14 protein-coding genes are annotated in these 18,957 nt (G+C 44.7%); 5 read left to right on the top strand and 9 right to left on the bottom strand.

Features of this window, described 5'->3' with window-relative positions; all coding sequences use genetic code 11:
- Window positions 1–676: 676 nt before the first annotated feature.
- Together HMPREF0663_RS09015 and galE are read right to left on the bottom strand one after the other, a co-directional pair.
- A complete protein-coding gene (locus HMPREF0663_RS09015; RefSeq protein ID WP_004370151.1) occupies window positions 677–1,285 on the bottom strand; it encodes a 30S ribosomal protein S16 in 609 nt (202 codons plus the stop codon).
- A 164-nt stretch (window positions 1,286–1,449) separates the two neighbouring features.
- Entirely contained in the window at window positions 1,450–2,487 is a 1,038-nt protein-coding gene (galE, locus tag HMPREF0663_RS09010; RefSeq protein WP_004370150.1) for a UDP-glucose 4-epimerase GalE, read from the bottom strand.
- A 215-nt stretch (window positions 2,488–2,702) separates the two neighbouring features.
- On the opposite strand from galE, the gene HMPREF0663_RS09005 reads away from it, so the two are divergent.
- Both HMPREF0663_RS09005 and HMPREF0663_RS09000 read left to right on the top strand, forming a co-directional pair.
- Window positions 2,703–2,963: a SemiSWEET family transporter gene (locus HMPREF0663_RS09005; RefSeq protein WP_016665184.1), complete on the top strand. Its 261-nt coding sequence runs from the start codon at window positions 2,703–2,705 to the stop codon at window positions 2,961–2,963.
- 177 nt (window positions 2,964–3,140) lie between these two features.
- Entirely contained in the window at window positions 3,141–3,581 is a 441-nt protein-coding gene (locus tag HMPREF0663_RS09000; RefSeq protein ID WP_016665186.1) for a hypothetical protein, read from the top strand.
- A gap of 221 nt (window positions 3,582–3,802) precedes the next feature.
- Here HMPREF0663_RS09000 and nqrF read toward each other — a convergent pair whose 3' ends face one another.
- From nqrF to HMPREF0663_RS08965, 7 genes are all read right to left on the bottom strand, one after another.
- Window positions 3,803–5,071, bottom strand: coding sequence for an NADH:ubiquinone reductase (Na(+)-transporting) subunit F (gene nqrF / locus HMPREF0663_RS08995; RefSeq protein ID WP_004370146.1), 1,269 nt, complete (start codon window positions 5,069–5,071; stop codon window positions 3,803–3,805).
- Window positions 5,072–5,084: 13 nt separating this feature from the next.
- The gene (nqrE, locus tag HMPREF0663_RS08990) at window positions 5,085–5,711 is read right to left on the bottom strand and encodes an NADH:ubiquinone reductase (Na(+)-transporting) subunit E (protein WP_016665187.1); all 627 of its coding nucleotides are present in this window, start codon (window positions 5,709–5,711) and stop codon (window positions 5,085–5,087) included.
- Window positions 5,712–5,713: 2 nt separating this feature from the next.
- On the bottom strand, window positions 5,714–6,337 hold the full coding sequence (locus tag HMPREF0663_RS08985; protein ID WP_004370144.1) for an NADH:ubiquinone reductase (Na(+)-transporting) subunit D: 624 nt from the start codon (window positions 6,335–6,337) through the stop codon (window positions 5,714–5,716).
- A 2-nt stretch (window positions 6,338–6,339) separates the two neighbouring features.
- Complete coding sequence (gene nqrC, locus HMPREF0663_RS08980; protein WP_004370143.1) at window positions 6,340–7,065, bottom strand: NADH:ubiquinone reductase (Na(+)-transporting) subunit C; 726 nt, start codon at window positions 7,063–7,065, stop codon at window positions 6,340–6,342.
- A gap of 5 nt (window positions 7,066–7,070) precedes the next feature.
- Window positions 7,071–8,234, bottom strand: coding sequence for an NADH:ubiquinone reductase (Na(+)-transporting) subunit B (locus HMPREF0663_RS08975; RefSeq protein ID WP_004370142.1), 1,164 nt, complete (start codon window positions 8,232–8,234; stop codon window positions 7,071–7,073).
- 4 nt (window positions 8,235–8,238) lie between these two features.
- A complete protein-coding gene (locus HMPREF0663_RS08970) occupies window positions 8,239–9,594 on the bottom strand; it encodes a Na(+)-translocating NADH-quinone reductase subunit A (RefSeq protein ID WP_004370141.1) in 1,356 nt (451 codons plus the stop codon).
- A 269-nt stretch (window positions 9,595–9,863) separates the two neighbouring features.
- Window positions 9,864–10,883, bottom strand: coding sequence for a DUF6261 family protein (locus HMPREF0663_RS08965; RefSeq protein ID WP_004370139.1), 1,020 nt, complete (start codon window positions 10,881–10,883; stop codon window positions 9,864–9,866).
- A gap of 93 nt (window positions 10,884–10,976) precedes the next feature.
- On the opposite strand from HMPREF0663_RS08965, the gene HMPREF0663_RS11970 reads away from it, so the two are divergent.
- The 3 genes from HMPREF0663_RS11970 (at window position 10,977) to ppdK (ending at window position 18,724) form a co-directional block, all read left to right on the top strand.
- On the top strand, window positions 10,977–11,198 hold the full coding sequence (locus tag HMPREF0663_RS11970; RefSeq protein ID WP_155811933.1) for a hypothetical protein: 222 nt from the start codon (window positions 10,977–10,979) through the stop codon (window positions 11,196–11,198).
- Between the two features lie 35 nt (window positions 11,199–11,233).
- On the top strand, window positions 11,234–15,706 hold the full coding sequence (locus HMPREF0663_RS08960) for a translocation/assembly module TamB domain-containing protein (RefSeq protein ID WP_004370137.1): 4,473 nt from the start codon (window positions 11,234–11,236) through the stop codon (window positions 15,704–15,706).
- A 297-nt stretch (window positions 15,707–16,003) separates the two neighbouring features.
- Window positions 16,004–18,724: a pyruvate, phosphate dikinase gene (gene ppdK, locus HMPREF0663_RS08955; protein WP_036859167.1), complete on the top strand. Its 2,721-nt coding sequence runs from the start codon at window positions 16,004–16,006 to the stop codon at window positions 18,722–18,724.
- Window positions 18,725–18,957 lie beyond the last annotated feature (233 nt).

The following is an 18,957-nucleotide window of genomic DNA, read 5'->3' as shown; positions in this document are numbered from 1 at the left end:
TAGAGCAACGGGCTGTTAGCACCATTCCTACACGATAGCTCCTTGAAGCATTGCCATCGGCATAACTTCAAGGAGCTATTGTTTTAAAAGAGACATATTCCTTGCGAATACGAATAATAATTTAAAGAAGAATGTAATACAAACCAAAGCCGGACATAGACCGATAAATTTAAGACAAACCTTTATTCTGAAAGCATTAGAAATCTCATATTTTAAGGGTTTCCAACGCATTTTAGGGGCATACTTGATATTGTGCGGGCACACATTTATTTTTATTAAAAAAAATAAGAAAAAAGTTTGGCGGTTAAAAAAAATACCCTATCTTTGCATACGTTATCCTGAAAACAATCTTTTTACCTTAAAAGAACTAATACCTATTGAAGATTTGAAGCGGTTGCCTGTGAAGGCCATCGCTTTTTATTTTATAGTAAAATTTCTCTTGTCCTCACCTTTAGTTTTGATTGTTTCTTGCTGCTAATCTTTCATCGGCCATCCATACGCTTATTCACAGTATGCATAAGGAGAGATTGTTACATATCCTTACTGCTCTACAAAACCTGATTAAAATGCACACAAGAACGGCTTAACGCCGCATTCGGTAATAAAAACAGATAAAAAGAAAAGGGTACAGACCTTATAGAGATCGGTACCCTTTATCATATTCAAGCGAAAAATCTTATGCTTCTGCAGGAGCTGCTTCTTCTGTAGCAGGTGTAGATTCCTCTGCAACGGGAGCAGTTTCTTCAGCAACAGTAACTTCTGTTTCTGCATTTGCGTCCTCCTCTGTTGCTTCTGCTGCCTCAGCTTCTGCCTTTGAGGCAGCCTCTGCGGCTTTCTTATCTGCAACTTTCTTCGCTACAGCCTCATTGATTTTCTTCTCAGCTTCCAGTTCTTTAGCTATTGCTTCTTTCTTAGCCTTGGCCTCGTTGTCACGAACAGCTTGCATACCTTTTAACTTTGTCTCTTTCCAAGCATCGAATTTAGTCTGCGCAGCAGCCTCATCAAAAGCGCCTTTCTTCACACCTCCGCGAAGATGTTTCATTAAATAAACGCCCTCACCCTTAAGGATATTACGCACGGTATCTGTAGGTTGCGCACCTACTTCTACCCAATAAAGGGCACGATCGAAATTCAAATCTACAGAAGCAGGGTTGGTATTAGGGTTATAAGTACCAATCTTTTCAGTAAATTTACCATCACGTGGTGCTCTTGAGTCAGCGATTACGATGCTATAAAAGGCATAGCCTTTACGACCGCCACGCTGCAATCTGATTTTTGTTGCCATTTCTTAAAACTTTTAATTAGGTTTGAATTTTATGCCATTAACTCGTAACAGCGGCTGCAAAGGTACAGTTTTTAATTCACACCTAATATGCATATGACATATATTCAGTTGTTAGTTAATGATTATTAACAGAAAATATAGAGTGCAGCATATGCCATTTTACTTTACATCACGCCGTCTTCGCGGAGTTTCTGCTGCCATTTCCATGCCGAAGCCAACACTTCTTCTAATGGCGTATCGGCTTTCCAGCCCAATACTTTGTTGGCCTTGTCTACATTGCCCCATACCTTTTCGATGTCGCCTTCGCGCCGCGGACCGTACTTCCAGTTTAGTTTTACCCCCGTTACTTTCTCGAAAGTCTCGACGATTTCGAGCGTAGATTCGCCCTTTCCGGTGCCGATGTTGAAGTATTCCAGCAGCTCCGTTTCCTGATCGAGTACGCGTGTCATGGCTGCAACATGTGCCTTTGCAAGGTCTACCACATAAATATAATCGCGAATACATGTGCCGTCGGGTGTGTTATAATCATTGCCGAAGATAGTCAACTGCTTGCGAATACCCATTGCAGTTTGCGTAACATAAGGTATCAGGTTATTGGGTGTGCCGTTGGGCAGCTCGCCTATAAGAGCCGAAGGATGGGCACCTATCGGGTTGAAATAGCGTAGGATAATGCTCTTGACGGGTGCTCCGCTGTGAATATAATCGCGGATAATCTCCTCATTAATCTGCTTGGTATTGCCGTAAGGCGATAGTGCAGTCTGGATAGGTGCGCTCTCCGTTACGGGCAGGTGTTCCTTGGAAGGCTGGCCGTAGACCGTACAAGAAGAAGAGAAGATAATGCCTTTCACATGATGCAGCGGCATCAGTTCCAGCAAATTGAGCAGCGATGTAATGTTGTTGCGGTAGTAAAGCAGCGGTTTCTCTACACTCTCGCCCACAGCTTTGCTTGCTGCAAAGTGTATAATCCCCCTAATATCGGGATATTTCTCAAACAAGTTCTTCGTCGCATTGTAATCTTCTAAATCGATATTCTCAAATGCCGGACGCACTCCAGTTATCTTTTCGATACCGTCGAGCACCTCTATTTTAGAGTTGGAAAGATTGTCTGCAATCACAACCTTATAGCCTGCCTGCTGCAGTTCCACAGTTGTATGGGAACCGATAAAACCGGTTCCGCCCGTAACAAGAATTGTCTGTTTCATTTTCGTTTATGTTTTAAATTATCGTTTTACTGTTCCGAAAGCAGACTGACATAAGGGTTGCCGCCGGCTAACAAGTGCAAATTTAATGATAATGTTTGTAAAAAACATGCTCTTACGAGGGATTTTCTCACAAAAAACACGAGAGATGAATATGTTTTTGCATTTTTCCGTTATCTTTGCAAGCTATAACCAAAACCAAAAGCAATATCGATTTTATGGACAGAAGTAAGTTTTTTGAAAAATTAGGATGGCTGGGCATGGCAACATCCGTTATGATGTATATATTTTATTTCCCCCAAATCTCACTAAATCTCCAAGGACATAAGGGACCGTTCATACAGCCTTTGATGGCCGGCATCAACTGTACATTGTGGGTATGCTACGGATTATTCAAGGAAAAACGCGACTTGCCGCTTGCTCTTGCCAATGCCCCGGGCGTACTGTTCGGTTTTTTCGCTGCATTTACAGCCTTATAGGAAAAATCCAAGAAAAGGCAATAAGAGATGCTGAAACTACAACAAATGAGTTTCGGCATTGCTTACCATTCCTCATATACCCTCGTAAACAACCGGTTATTCATACCATTTTCCAAAAATAAATTGTGTGTTACAACGATTTTTCGTAAGTTTGCAGCATAAATAAAAGGAATGACAATGAAAGCTACAGAGCAAACTATCCAACAATTAGAGAGGACTATAAAGAAAATAGCCCAAAAGTTTCCTTGCGATGAAGATACATCGACGTTGACAGACATCCACTTGCTTGTATCGCAAGATAGTGGAGAATTACTGGTTTACGATGATGATGACAACGAAATTACCCGCTGTGTCGTAGAGCAATGGATAGACAACAAAGAGGAACTCTTCTATGAAAACGTGACCTCTACACTGCGCTCGGTTCTGAAAAACATGCACGACGTGATAGATAACTTGGGCATTATGAAGCCTTACAGCTTCGTTCTTGAAAACGATGATAAGGAACATGTGGCCGAATTGTATCTTGCCGACGATGATACGATTATCGTTGGACAAGAACTGATGGAGGATTTAGACAGCGATCTTGACTCTTTTCTCGATAATTTGCTAAAGGAATAGCACTGCAAAATTCTGCAGTAAAGACAAAAATATCAAATAAATGCGTCTGACAAAGCGCACATCTGCTCCCGTTACAGAGCACATCTATCGGTGATATAACATTGAAACATTCACAACAGATGGCATGGATAAGCAATTATAACAGCCATTTCGTTCCAAACAAATATAAAATAGGGGGCCGACTTATATCGGCCCCTTATTTTATGACATGTATATTTATTCTATCCGAAATTATCGAACATAATTGATTCCGAGTCTACGCCGATGCTGTAGAGCATATCTTGTACGGCCTTGCTCATGGGGCCCGGCCCACACATGTAGTATTCTATATCCTCCGGTGCATCATGATCTTTCAAGTAAGTGTTATACATTACCTGATGCACAAAGCCTGCCGTGTAGGGCACTCCGGCCTCATCAGCCTTAGGATCTGGACGGTCGAGCGCCAGATGGAAATGGAAATTGGGATATTCTTTCTCAAGAGCATGAAAGTCATCGAGGAAGAATGCCTCGCTTAAACTACGCGCTCCGTAAAAATAATGCATTTTACGGTCGCGGGTATGAAGCGTCTTAAGCATGTGCATAATTTGTGAACGTAGCGGCGCCATGCCGGCTCCACCGCCTACCCATATCATCTCTTTCTTTGAGTTGAAGATAGGATGAAAGTCGCCATACGGGCCACTCATCACAACTTTATCACCCGGTTTACGAGAGAAGATATAACTGGAAGCGATACCGGTAGGAACATCTTGGAAACCTATCTGCGGACGCGGTTTAAACGGAGTAGTAGCAATACGCACGGTAAGCGTAATACGATCGCCCTCTGCAGGATAGTTGGCCATAGAATAGGCTCTGACAGTTTCTTCCGGATTATGAGCTTTCAACGAAAAGATATTGAATTTCTGCCAAGTAGGGAGATACTCTTCACCGATGTCGTTCTTGTCAAAATCCTTGTCATAATCGATACAATCGTATGCGGGAATCTTTATCTGTGCATAGCTTCCGGGAATGAAATCCATGTGCTCTCCCGGGGGAAGAGCAACGATAAACTCTTTGATAAAGCTCGACACATTTTTATTCGAAATAACGGTACACTCCCACTCTTTCACACCAAGAACGCTCTCAGGAAGCCTGATTTCAAGATTTCCTTTAACCTTACATTGGCACCCGAGCCGCCAATGATCCTTAATTTGTTTGCGCGAGAAGTGTGGACGTTCCGAATCTAATATTTCTCCTCCGCCCTGTAGCACCTGCACTTTACACTGTCCGCACGAGGCCTTACCGCCACAAGCCGATGAGAGAAAGATGCCGTTTTCTGTCAAAGTAGACATTAAAGAATTACCCTGCCCTACGGTAAGTTTTCTGTCGCCATTAATTATAATATCGACATTGCCACTCGGAGAAAGGTATCTTTTTGCGACAAGCAGAAGGATTACCAGAAGAAGAATCGTTATGAGAAAGACTCCTATACTTGCTATAATAAATTGTCCCATACGGAAAACTCCCTTAAATTTTAATGCCTGAAAAACACATCATGGCCATTGCCATCAATCCTACTATAATAAAAGTGATGCCTAACCCTTGAAGCGGTTTGGGTACATCGCTGTATTGTAGTTTCTCTCTGATAGCTCCCATCGATACAATTGCCAATGTCCAGCCGAGACCGCTGCCAAAAGCATAGGCTATGGCATCCCATACGTTGCCGATATATTGCGTATTACCCGGATCGAGATTGATACGCTGCTGCATAAACAGCGACGCTCCCATGATGGCACAATTCACGGCTATCAAAGGCAGAAAGATACCCAGCGCGGAATAGAGCGAAGGACTGTATTTCTCTACAACCATTTCTACCAACTGCGTAATACCTGCTATGACGGCTATGAAGAGGATAAAGCTCAAATAGGAAAGGTCTACACCCTCGACAAGGCAATCGGGCCCCAATACTTTAGTTTGCAACAAATAGTCTACCGGCAAGGTTACCACAAGCACAAAGGTTACTGCCAATCCCAATCCGAGAGATGTCTTTACATTTTTCGAGACTGCCAGAAAAGAACACATTCCCAAGAAGAATGCAAATATCATGTTATCGATAAAGATCGACCTGAAGAATAAACTTATAATATGTTCCATCATCATTTCTCCTTATAAAAATATGCTCTGTGAATCCATATCACGCATCCCAGTAATATCAATGCCATTGCCGGCATGGTCATCATACCGTTGTTCATGTAACCCATGTCGTAGAAACTCTTCGGGACGATTTGGAAACCGAGCAAAGAACCGAATCCGAAGAATTCGCGAAGCGCTCCTACGATAACCAAAATCATCGCATAGCCGAGACCGTTGCCGATACCATCCAAGAAACTCGGCCACGGTTTGTTCATCATGGCAAAAGCTTCAAGGCGCCCCATCAGAATGCAGTTGGTTATTATTAGACCTACGTAAACAGACAATTGCACGCTGACATCATAGGCAACAGCTTTCAATACCTGACTTACAATTGTTACCAACGCCGCAACAACGACTAATTGAACAATAATACGAATTCTGACCGGAATGGTTTTGCGTATCGATGATATGATGACATTCGAGAATGCAGTAATAATGGTTACAGCCAGCCCCATGACAATAGCAGGCTTCAAATGGGCTGTCACCGCCAATGCGGAACAAATTCCAAGAACCTGTACCATGATAGGATTATCCAAATTAAGAGGATTGGTAAACGCCTCTCTATTTTGTTTTGATAATAAAGCCATGATTATTTATCTTTTAAGAATTTAGTATATTGCCCAATACAATCGTGTAGCATTTCTGTTACTCCATTCGAAGTAAGGGTTGCACCCGTAATGGCATCGACCTGTGTCTTGGGATCGGAAACTTTCTTATTCACTGAAAGAGCTATCGATGAAGACTTATCGTTGAGAAACAATTTCTTTCCTTGGAATTTCTCCTGCCACTTCTGATTGTCTTTAATCTCTGCGCCCAATCCGGCTGTTTCACTTTCATGATTGAAATAAGCACCGAACACGGTCGACTTATCATCGTTGATAGCTATATATCCGCTGATAGCTCCCCATAACCCCATGCCATAGACAGGTATGACATATTTCGTTTTACCATCGACCTTACAGATGTAAAGAGCAAGTTTACCTGCCTTAAAATCGGCACTGTTCAGTTTAAAACCGGCATTCTCTCCTCCCTGCGAACCCGCGCTAAGCACTTTGTCTTGCGCATCAATCACTTCATCTGCAACAACCACTTCTTTATATTTTGCAGCAGCAGCTTCGTCACTTAAATTACGGATATTGAGAGAATATAATATTTGTTTTTTCTTATCCAACGCCACGTTGGCATCTTGAGCGGGCTTCAATGCCTGAAAAACAAAAGCAAGCAAAAAAGCAACAACGATGACAACAAATGCAGAATATATGATTGTATAAGAATTTGAATTGGTATTCAATCCTTTCTTCTTTCCTTCGCCCATTTCGTTTACTTTTTAAGGGTTAAACGTTTCATTCTCTTATTGATATTATTTTGAACAACACAATAATCAATAAGCGGTGCAAACATGTTTGCAAATATAATGGCAAGCATCATACCTTCGGGGAAACCGGGATTCATTACGCGAATGACAATCGCCATTAAGCCGATAATAAAACCGTAGATATATTTTCCGGTCTCGGTACGGGCAGAGGTTACCGGATCTGTTGCCATAAATACGGCGCCGAAACAGAAACCGCCAAGAATGACATGCTCATACCACGGAATGGGTGTCATGCCCAATAAAGAGAATAACAAGGCGGTTACAATGCCTCCGACAAAGACACTACTCATTGTTTTCCAACTTGCAATACCTGTCCAAAGCAATATTGCTGCTCCGATCGCTATCGCCACGACACTTGTCTCACCGATAGAACCGGGAATAAAGCCCACGATCATATCGCTGATAGAATAAGGCACATTCACGCCTTGCCCAATCTCTCCCAAAGGGGTTGCCATGGTAAATGCATCGGGAAGAGTATTTCCCAAACCGAAAATACGATCCGTTTCAACCCAGATAGTATCGCCCGTCATCTTGGCAGGATAAGAAAAGAACAGGAAAGCCCGTGCCGCAATAGCGACATTAAATATATTCATTCCCGTACCGCCAAATATTTCTTTACAAAAAATAACGGCGAAAGCAATTGCCAAAGCAAGCATCCATAACGGACAAGTTACCGGAACAATCAGAGGAATTAGTATTCCGGAAACGAGGTATCCCTCTTGAATTTCTTCTCCTTTCCATTGCGCCCAAGCGAATTCGATGCCCAAGCCGACAATATAACTCAGCACAATTTTAGGAAGAACAGCCAAAAAGCCGTAAGCGAAGACATCGAAGAAACTTGCCGCGGCCAATGTTCCTGCCGCCTTATAATTCTGAAATCCGACGTTGTACATACCAAACAGCATTGCCGGCAACAGGGCAATTACTACAATACTCATGATACGCTTCGAGTCGATGGAATCGTGAATACTCGTTCCGCTTTTTGCCGTTGAGTTCGGAACATACAGAAAAGACTCAAAACCTTCATACACGCTGCGAAAAGCATGCAGCTTGCCTTCTTTTCCGAAAGAAGGCTTAATTCGATCAAGATATTTCCTTAATGCGCTCATTTCTCTATGCGTTTTCTTTTCGTAACATATTCAATCCTTCCCTCACAATGCGCTGCAGTTCAAGTTTCGAAGAATCTACGAATTCTGCCAATGCGAAATCTTCCGGAGCCACTTCGTAGATGCCGAGCTGTTCCATCTTATCAATATCTTGGGCAATAATCGCTTTTATGAGGAATTCGCCGTAAATATCCATCGGCAAAACCGAATCGTATTCTCCGCTCATGATTATATGCCTCTCGCCGCCTTTTATACGGGCGTCCAAATCATACTTCTTGCTTTTCTTTTGCAACCAAGAGAAATAACTGCGAGACATAGAGAACTGATTGGTGCGGGGAAGTATCCAGCCCAAGAATTCATCTGCATCGTCGCCCTCCGGCATGGCAATAATTTCAGACGTATGCGCTCCCAAAAATCCGTCCAGCGTATCTCGTTTACCCGTCAAAGGATTGCCATTGATAATTCTCACATGCCCATCGGCGTGCAGTCTGTCTTTAAGAATGGCCGACAAAGGAGTTCCAACGAGTGTTTCTACATAAATTGGCTCAACGATTTTGCTTCCACCGACGGCAACAACTCTTCTAAGATCCACTCTGCCTTCATTCAGCAAGCGACCGAAAAATATCACGGCCGTGGGCTCGACTGTCCACACCACTTCGCCTTTATTAACGGGCGAGAGATGATTTATCTGCACACCGACATTGCCCGCCGGACACGGTCCGTCGAATACATTAATCTCAACGTTTCTTGCAGAAGTAAGAGCCTCTGCGCTCTGCCGAACTCCAATCCCCAAATACGTTTTGGCAATCTTTGAAAGAGCGGTCAGCCCTGTTTGGAAATCGTGTTCATTGCCTTTCAGCTCAAATTCGAAATCGCCGGCAAGCGGTTTATCGCGCAAAGCAGAAACAAAGATGGCTTTGGGAGCAGTCTGCGGATTGGTAGAAACGGCATACGGCAACTGGTCGATGTAGCCGAACAATCCGGCTTCCAGCAAAGCGTTCTTCACATCTTCGCCGTTCATCGAGCCGACATCTTTTTTCTTCCCGAAATCTGCATACTGCTGTTGTGCATCTGCCTTCACCTTAACATACAAGACTTTACGCCTGTCGCCTCTGACGATGGCGCTGACGCTGCCGCTTACGGGAGAAGCAAACCGTATTTCCGGATATTTTTTATCCACGAACAGCGCATCTCCGACTTTTACGACATCTCCTTCCCGCACTGCCACTTTCGGAATCATTCCCGCGAAATCGTCGGGCACGAGTGCGTATTCATCGCTCAGCCCCAGATTTACTTTTTCTTCTTTGGCCTTGCCTTTCAGATTAATGTCTAAGCCCTTGCGCAACTTAAAAACATTCGCCATATTTAAAACATATAAAATGAAATTTCTTCTATCGAAACAGCCCCTACAACGCTTTTTACGAAACGTGATGCAAATTTAATAAAATTTAGATGATAAAAAAAGAAAAGTTGCCCTTTTGTTGTTACGAGCAATAAAAATTAGGAATTAGGATTGATGTTTTCCGATTTGCCGCGCATTATGCGAAGTTCGTTAACAAAACGAGGGACTGTTTTCATGCAGAAAGCAATCCCTCATTAAAATTTTGCCGAAAAAACTCTATCGGGCCGGCATCAGCTTATCACCACTTCGATTAAATGGTCGATTTCCACGCGCCCCCAAACGGTTTTGTCGGAGTCTTTTATGGCAAACTCGTACAACACCTTTCCATTGTTTTTCTTCGTTTTGCCGGTGAATGACAGACTGCCCGCGGGCAATTTGAGTCGCTGCTCGAAAAGCGGCACCAGCGGGGCGATGTTTTTTTCGTACTCGGCGCGCGTTTTATCGGTGCCTTTCTTGTCGTCTTTGCCGTTTTCTCCTTTTTTGGACGGGTTGCGCGGAGTTTTCTTCTTCTGCGCCAGACTTTCGTTATGACTGACTTTAAAATCGGCAGAAATTTGATTCATACCGTCGACAACTTTCTTTATCATCGCCTTATCGTCGGTTGTTTTGGCAAAAAGATAGCTGGCCTGAATGTATTGGCAAACGGTATCGAAGGCAGCATCGGTTTTCGGGCGCGCTTCTTTCGCATTGGCCAATTTGGAAGAAACGGCATCGGCACGGCGTTCTGCGCGCATTTTTTCGTATTCCTCGTTCGCCGTATGCAGCTGCGCCACCACGGCAGTAAGGCCGAGGGCGGTAAGTTCTGCGGCATGCTTGGCCACGTCTACCTCCAAACCGGCGATGTGCGCGCTTTCCACCTCGAAAGCATCGTTCTGAATGCCCACATAAGGTTTCAGGGCTACATCCAGCACCTCGGCCGCCTCGCGCACTGCCTGCACGGGCGAAAGTTTCTGCGCGCGAACCACGCCGAAAATATTCGACAGCAACGCGTCGCGCTCCGCGTCTTTCTTTTTCATCCGCTCGGTAAATATCGAGGCAGTAGTTTCTTTGTTAATTTCCACTTCGAGCGCGATGCAATTTTTCCACTCGCTCATAAGATCGGGCGAAAGATTTAACTTTGTCAAGTCCGACGCTTTCACCAGTTCCAATTGTTTGCGATGGAATTGTACGTGCAGCGCGTTACTGAAATTTGCACAGTTGCTTCCTTTGAACTTAACAGTTTTCGGAAGCGCATTGTTATTAATCGTCATAATTTTATAGTTTTAGGTTAGGACTACAAAAGTAATCAATAAAATTTAATAAAATGTGCAGGAAAGCCACTTTCTTTTACGAAAAATTGATTTTTGGCCCGAGAAAGCCGCTTTCTTGCACGAAAAATTGATTTTTGGCCCGAGAAAGCCGCTTTCTTGCATGAAAAATTGTTTTTCAGCCCGAGCGAGCCGCTCGACAGCATGAAAAATTGTTTTTCGGCCCGAGCGAGCCGCTCGACAGTGCGAAAAATGATTTTGCACCTTGGCAAATTACCGCGCCTGCAGAAACTGCCGCGCCGCCCACAATTACGTTAATAATCCTAATTTCCTACGAGCCTTACTGATATTTTTTGTACTTTTGCGACAAGAATCGCAATGTTTTCGTCAGACTGAAAAAACTTAAAAGCATACTTAATGCAACGCTGTGGGCCGCCGTCGGCCTGTACACGCTGTTGACCATTCTGCTGCACATCCCTGCAGTACAAACGTTCGTGGGCAGTCAAGCGGGCAGCTTATTGTCTCAAAAACTCGGCACGAAAGTTACCGTAGGCCGCATCGATTTGGGACTTTTTAACCGAATCATCGTCGACGACGTTTCCATCCTCGATCAGCAGAACAAGCTGCTGCTGCAGGCCTCGCGCGTATCCGTAAAGCTCAACTTCTTTCTTCTCGGCCAAGGAAAAATATCCATATCCTCGGCGCAGCTTTTCGGCATGCGGGCCAATTTGTATAAACAAACGGCCGAAGCCGAGCCGAATTTTCAGTTCGTGCTGGACTCGCTGAGCTCGAAAAGCACTACCGCCTCGGCGCCGCTCGATGTGCAGATAGGTTCTCTGATAATTCGTCACGGTTTTCTTGCCTACAACAGGCTGGATATCGCTCCCCGGCGCGCACGCTTCTCCTTAAATCATATCAACGCGAAAGATATCAGCGCGCACATCATACTGAACGCTTTAAAGGCAGATACGGTTAATCTCAACGTCAAGAAACTGTCTTTGAAAGACGGCTGCGGGCTGGATATCAAGTCGCTGTCGTTTAAATTTGCGGGCAACAACAAAAAAGCCGTTGTAAGAGACTTCCACGCCGCGCTGCCCCACTCACAACTGACCTTGGGCGAAACCACAGCCACATACTCCATGAAAAATCAAAAACTGCAGATGCCCACACTGCAATTCTGCGGCACGCTGGAACCCTCGAAAATATTCTTTCCCGACGTAGCCTGCCTGTTGCCCGATGCCGAAACGCTCAACACCCCGATCTACATCGCCGCTTCCTTCTCGGGCACAAGCACATCGCTGCGCATCCGCTCCCTGAACCTGCGGGCCGCAGACGGCAGCGCAAAACTCACGGCCGACGGCTCCGTGAGCAACTGGAATGCCAGCCCCAAGTGGTTCGTCAATATCCGGATGCTGAGCGTCTCGGCATACACCATAAACAAACTCGCCGACGCAAATAAGCGAATCGAACCGCTGACGCGCCTCGGAAACATCGTTTTCATCGGAAACGCCGGCGGATACGGGAAAGACATCGCCACAAAAGGCATCATCCACACAAATGCCGGCAATGCGAACATCGCATTCGGCAAACACGAAAACCATTTCTCGGGGCGGCTGGAAACGCAAGGCATAAACCTGCAAAAAATTCTGAACGACGACAAATTCGGCACGTTGGCAACCCACATCGACGTAAGCGGAACGCTCCCACACCCCAATCAGAAAGAAACCAAGATAAGCGCTCAAGGAGTCGTTTCGCAATTCACTTACAACGGCTACGATTATTGCAACATAAACATCGACGCCAACTCGACGCTGCAAAACAAACTGCATCCCACCAGTTTCAACGGCCGCTTCTCCATGGACGATCCCAACGGAAAAATAGAACTCAAAGGCAACATATCCAAAACTTCCCAATCGTCGTTCAGCCTCAGCGTGCGGCATCTCGACCTCAATGCGCTGAAACTATCGAATAACTACAAGAACAAAACATTCGACTTCGACGTAGATGCCAACCTCAGAGGCAACAATATCAATAACATGCTCGGCAGTCTGAAAATCTCGAACTTCAATATGACTGCTCCCGAAACCGCATATCACCTGAACTCCTTGGCCATCGCGTCGGGCATGAAAGAAAAAGAACATTTCATATCAATCGACAGCGACTTCGGAAAAGCATATCTGCAAGGCAAATTCAACCTCTCGGCACTGGTCCAGAACCTTGAAAACACAATCATAAGCAAACTCCCCGGAATACAACACCTCTCGCCGATAAAATATGCAAAAGCACCCGATGTAAAGTTTAAACTCTCTGTAGAAATCTATAATTCGGAATGGGCAGAAAAATTATTGGGCATCCCTATCGGCCTTAATCAGCCGCTCACTTTGGAATGGGCCATGGATAGCAAAAGACAGCATACCGACATAACTTTCAGCGCACCCGACTTCGTTTACAACTCCAAAAGATACACGAAAGGATTTTTCCATATCACAACACCCAACGACACGCTGAAAACCGCCGCTCAAATCAGAACTCTCGACAAAAAAGGAGGCGGAACCGACTGGAACGTAGAAAGCGCTGCCGCCAACGACAATCTTATCACATCGTTGATATTTGACAATCGAGGCCGCCAACATCTGAAAGGGCGACTGAACACTGAGACCAAATTTTTCAAAAACTCCCACGGCGCGGCCGCAGCGCATGTCGTTGTTCACCCTTCAGAAATGCTTGTAGGCGACACTACGTGGCACGTGCAGCCGTCAGACATCATCTACAGCAAGCACCGTCTCACGGTAGATCACTTCGCCGTAAGTCACAACAATCAGCACATTATCATCGACGGAACGGCCTCTAAATCCGTATCAGACTCGGTTACCGTCGATCTGAAAGATGTCGATGTGAATTATGTACTCAATTTCGTTAACTTCCATTCCGTCGAATTCAACGGTCTCGCAACCGGTGAGGCATATCTTTATACTCCTTTCAGCGAACCGAGTGCCAAAGCTCATCTGATAGTAAACGACTTCAAGTTCCAGAACGGACGGATGGGAACGCTATACGCCAACGTCGACTGGACGCTCAAAGAAAATCAAATCAATATAAATGCACAAGCCGTCGATGCCCCCGACAAAACGACAATCATCAAAGGTTATGTGTCGCCGGCCAAGAACCACATAGACTTAGATATCGATGCTCACCATACACGTTTCGAATTCGTACAGGATTTCTGTAAAAGTTTTATGCGCGATGTAGATGCCACAGGCGACGGCAGAATACGGGTTTCGGGCGACTTGAGCAACATTAATCTTACGGGAGAAGTTGCCGCTACCGGCTCTCTGGGCATTAAAAGTCTGAACACACAGTACACTATGCGGGGCACTACGATACGCTTCGAGCCAGATGACATTATTTTCCGTAACGACACCGTGTACGACCGAGATGGCAATATCGGCATACTGAACGGACATGTATATCACCGGCATCTCACCGATATAAGCTGCGATCTCAATATTGCCGGCCAAAATTTACTTGCTTACGATACTCATTATTTCGGCGACGATACTTTTTATGGAACAGCATTCGTTACAGGCAATTGCCATATCAAAGCCAAAAGCGGAGAACTCATTATCGATGTAAATGCAACGCCACAAAAAGGTTCACAACTCGTATATAACGTTGCTTCGCCAAATACTATCAATAAACAAGGGTTTATTCATTGGTTTGCCAAAACCGACAGCGTAACCGACATCACAATGAACCCACAACAAAACGCGCTGACTGATAAAAACACAGACGATACACCCGACATACCGAGCGATCTCCACATAAATTTTCATATCGACTGCAATCAAAACACAACATTCAAACTGCTGATGGACAGTCAGACCGGAGATTATATAGCCCTCAACGGCGATGGTATTTTACAAGCCACTTATTATAATAAAGGGGCTTTCAACATCTTCGGAAACTACGTGGTAGACCATGGTATCTACAAACTTACCATCCAAAATGTGATCAAGAAAGATTTCCAATTCGAAAAAGGCGGAACAATTGCCTTTGGCGGAAATCCGTATGACGCTGCACTGAACCTCAAAACGGAATACACGGTCAACGGAGTGAGCCTATCCGACTTGAAGATCGGACGGAGTTTTACGAACAATACAATCCGCGTAAATTGCCTGATGAATATCAGCGGCACGCCGGAGCAGCCCAAGATAGACTTCTCTCTCGACATGCCGACCGTGAACAACGATGTAAAACAAATGGTATACAATCTGATCAACAGCGAAGAAGAAATGAATCAACAAGTTCTCTATCTGCTGGCCATCGGACGGTTCTACTCCCAAGGACAGAATAATTCGTTTGCCGAAAACAACTCGCAACAAAGTCAAACAAGTCTCGCCATGCAAAGTATTCTGAGCGGTACGGTAAGCCAACAAATCAACAACGTGCTAAGCAGCGTTATCAACAATACGAATTGGAACTTCGGTGCAAACATCTCAACTGGCACAGAAGGCTGGAACAACGCCGAATACGAAGGCATGCTGAACGGCCGGTTGCTCAATAACCGCCTGCTCATAAACGGACAATTCGGCTACCGTGACAACGCAAATGCCACTACCGGCTTCATTGGCGACTTTGATGTAAGATACTTACTCTTCCCAAGTGGCAACGTTGCCATAAAGGTTTATAATCAGACCAACGACCGGTATTTTACTCGAAACAGCATGAACACCCAAGGCATCGGTATTATTCTCAAAAAAGATTTCAACGGTTTGCGCGATCTGTTCGGAAAGAGCAGAAAGAAAAAAGCCGCAAAAAACAAATAGGCATACAATGTCGTATTTTTCATAGAATACATAAAAACCTCTATCATTCCTTATATCTAACAACACCAAACAATACCCCTACCGAACATACAAATACAGTCTGTCTCCAATAAAATAAAAATTAAAATATCACATTTTCTGCTCATTTTACATAAACAGATTACTTGTGTTAACGCAAACGGGTAAAAATGCAATGTCTACTTTGCAATTTTTACCCCAAATGTTTTGTAGGTTAATGAAAATCCACTAATTTTGCAAAAGATATAGATGAAACAAACAATTGATACCAAATTTACAATGAGTGAAAAAAGAGTTTATACCTTTGGCAACGGTAAAGCCGAAGGTAAGGCGGATATGAGAAATCTGCTCGGAGGAAAAGGGGCTAATCTTGCTGAAATGAACCTCATCGGCGTTCCCGTTCCCCCGGGGTTTACGATTACAACGAATGTATGTAACGAATACTTTGAAAAAGGAAAAGAAGAGGTTGTTGCCTTACTGAAAGATGAAGTAGAAAATGCAGTAAAGCATATAGAAACTCTGATGAATTCAAAGTTCGGCGATGTAGAAAATCCGTTACTCGTATCTGTACGTTCCGGAGCACGTGCATCTATGCCGGGTATGATGGACACAATCCTCAATCTCGGGCTCAATGATGAAGTGGTAGAAGGCCTTGCACGTAAAACAGGCAATGAACGTTTCGCTTACGACAGCTACCGCCGTTTCGTACAGATGTACGGTGACGTTGTTCTTGGAATGAAACCTCTTAACAAAGAAGATATCGATCCGTTCGAAGCTATTATTATTAAAGTAAAGGAACAACGTGGTATCAAGCTCGACAATGAGATGAGCGTAGAGGAACTAAAACAACTTGTTGTATTGTTCAAGAATGCTATTAAGCAACAAACAGGTAAAGACTTCCCCGTAGATCCCATGGAACAACTATGGGGAGCAATATGTGCCGTATTCGATAGTTGGATGAACGAGCGTGCCATCCTATATCGTAAAATGGAAGGCATCCCCACGGAATGGGGAACTGCAGTCAGCGTTATGGCTATGGTGTTCGGTAATATGGGAGATACATCTGCAACAGGTGTATGCTTCTCTCGTGATGCCGCAACAGGCGAAAACCGCTTCAACGGCGAATACCTTGTAAATGCACAGGGCGAAGACGTAGTGGCAGGTATCCGTACCCCCCAGCAGATAACCAAAGAGGGATCGTTGCGTTGGGCGGCACAGCAAGGTATCGAGGAAGAAGTACGTGCCACCAATTATCCTTCGATGGAAGAAGCTATGCCCGAAATATATGCACAATTAGACGCTATTCAGGATAAACTCGAAAAGCATTATCATGATATGCAGGACATGGAATTTACCGTTCAGGAGGGTAAGTTATGGTTCCTCCAGACACGTAACGGTAAACGTACAGGCACAGCTATGGTAAAGATTGCCATGGATTTGCTCCGCGAAGGCGAGATTGATGAGAAAACAGCTCTCTTGAGATGCGAACCGAATAAACTTGACGAGTTGCTTCATCCCGTATTCGACAAGTTGGCTTTAAGTCGTGCAAAGGTGCTTACACGCGGTCTTCCGGCCTCTCCGGGCGCAGCATGCGGACAAATTGTCTTTTTTGCAGACGATGCGGAAAAATGGCATGATGATGGTCGACAAGTGGTAATGGTACGCATCGAAACCAGTCCGGAGGACTTGGCAGGAATGTCTGCTGCAGAAGGAATTCTTACAGCACGTGGCGGTATGACTTCTCATGCAGCTGTTGTAGCACGCGGTATGGGCAAATGTTGCGTTTCTGGTGCCGGTGCAATTAACATAGATTACAAAAAGCGCACTGTTGAAATCGATGGCATCACGCTACACGAAGGCGATTATATTTCTTTAAACGGTTCCACCGGCGAAGTTTATTTGGGAGAAGTGCAGACTAAAGCTGCCGAAGTAACAGGAGATTTTGCCGATCTAATGAAGTTATGCGATAAATATACCAAATTAGTAGTACGCACCAACGCCGATACTCCGCACGATGCAAAGGTTGCACGTAACTTCGGCGCCGTAGGTATTGGTCTTTGTCGTACGGAGCACATGTTCTTCGAAAACGAAAAGATTAAAGCTATGCGTGAAATGATCCTTGCAGATACTACTGAAGGACGCGAGGTGGCACTCGAAAAGTTATTACCTTATCAGAAACAAGACTTCTATGGCATACTGAAAGCCATGGACGGGCACCCTGTCAATGTCCGTCTGCTTGATCCTCCTCTGCATGAGTTCGTTCCTCATGATCTTAAAGGACAAGAGGACATGGCACAAGAGATGGGTGTCAGTGTACAGGAAATTCAGAACCGTGTAAACTCACTCAGTGAGCACAATCCCATGCTTGGACATCGCGGATGTCGCCTTGGTAACACCTATCCGGAGATTACCGCAATGCAGACACGCGCTATCTTAAGTGCAGCTATACAACTAAAGAAAGAAGGGTTCGATCCGCATCCGGAGATTATGGTTCCTTTGATCGGTATTGTCAACGAGTTCGACGAACAAGAAAAAGTTATCCGTTCAACAGCCGATCGCCTATTCGAAGAAGAAGGTGTAAAAATACCCTATCGTGTAGGAACAATGATTGAAATACCACGTGCAGCCCTTACTGCAGATTATATAGCCAAGAAGGCAGAGTATTTCAGTTTCGGAACTAACGATCTAACCCAAATGACTTTCGGTTACAGTCGCGACGATATCGCAAGTTTCCTCCCAGTTTATCTTGAAAAGAAGATACTGAGTGTCGATCCTTTCCAAGTGCTTGATCAGAAAGGAGTCGGTCAACTTATCGAAATGGCCGTTAAGAAAGGCCGTTCTACACGTCCCGGATTAACATGCGGCATCTGCGGAGAACATGGCGGGGAACCTTCATCCGTGAAGTTCTGCCATCGTGTAGGTTTGAATTATGTGAGCTGCTCACCTTTCCGAGTACCTATTGCAAGACTCGCTGCGGCGCAGGCAGCAATTGAAGAATAATGAGACATTGCAAACATAAATAGATTGGGCGGCAAATCTGTATATATGCAGAATTTGTCGCCCAACTTCTTTTTAATACATTATTATAATATAAACCCATCCGAAATACATCGTGAACCACGGAGGGTGACACGATGAACCACGGAGGTTGACGCGATGAACCACGGAGGGTGACACGATGAACCACGGAGGGTGACACGATGAACCACGGAGGGTGACACGATGAACCACGG

This window comes from Hoylesella oralis ATCC 33269 (assembly GCF_000185145.2).
Classification (GTDB): Bacteria; Bacteroidota; Bacteroidia; order Bacteroidales; family Bacteroidaceae; genus Prevotella; species Prevotella phocaeensis.
Note: the sequence above shows the minus strand (reverse complement) of the source record. Positions and strands in the feature narration are given on the sequence as shown.

Bases quoted from the DNA above. Each gene is read 5' to 3' on its own strand.
- HMPREF0663_RS08985 (WP_004370144.1), bottom strand. From the start codon at position 6,337: ATGGCTTTATTATCAAAACAAAATAGAGAGGCGTTTACCAATCCTCTT.
- nqrC (WP_004370143.1), bottom strand. From the start codon at position 7,065: ATGGGCGAAGGAAAGAAGAAAGGATTGAATACCAATTCAAATTCTTAT.
- nqrF (WP_004370146.1), bottom strand. From the start codon at position 5,071: ATGGGACAATTTATTATAGCAAGTATAGGAGTCTTTCTCATAACGATT.
- ppdK (WP_036859167.1), top strand. From the start codon at position 16,004: ATGAGTGAAAAAAGAGTTTATACCTTTGGCAACGGTAAAGCCGAAGGT.
- HMPREF0663_RS08975 (WP_004370142.1), bottom strand. From the start codon at position 8,234: ATGAGCGCATTAAGGAAATATCTTGATCGAATTAAGCCTTCTTTCGGA.
- HMPREF0663_RS09005 (WP_016665184.1), top strand. From the start codon at position 2,703: ATGGACAGAAGTAAGTTTTTTGAAAAATTAGGATGGCTGGGCATGGCA.
- HMPREF0663_RS09000 (WP_016665186.1), top strand. From the start codon at position 3,141: ATGAAAGCTACAGAGCAAACTATCCAACAATTAGAGAGGACTATAAAG.
- galE (WP_004370150.1), bottom strand. From the start codon at position 2,487: ATGAAACAGACAATTCTTGTTACGGGCGGAACCGGTTTTATCGGTTCC.
- HMPREF0663_RS08970 (WP_004370141.1), bottom strand. From the start codon at position 9,594: ATGGCGAATGTTTTTAAGTTGCGCAAGGGCTTAGACATTAATCTGAAA.
- HMPREF0663_RS08965 (WP_004370139.1), bottom strand. From the start codon at position 10,883: ATGACGATTAATAACAATGCGCTTCCGAAAACTGTTAAGTTCAAAGGA.
- HMPREF0663_RS09015 (WP_004370151.1), bottom strand. From the start codon at position 1,285: ATGGCAACAAAAATCAGATTGCAGCGTGGCGGTCGTAAAGGCTATGCC.
- nqrE (WP_016665187.1), bottom strand. From the start codon at position 5,711: ATGGAACATATTATAAGTTTATTCTTCAGGTCGATCTTTATCGATAAC.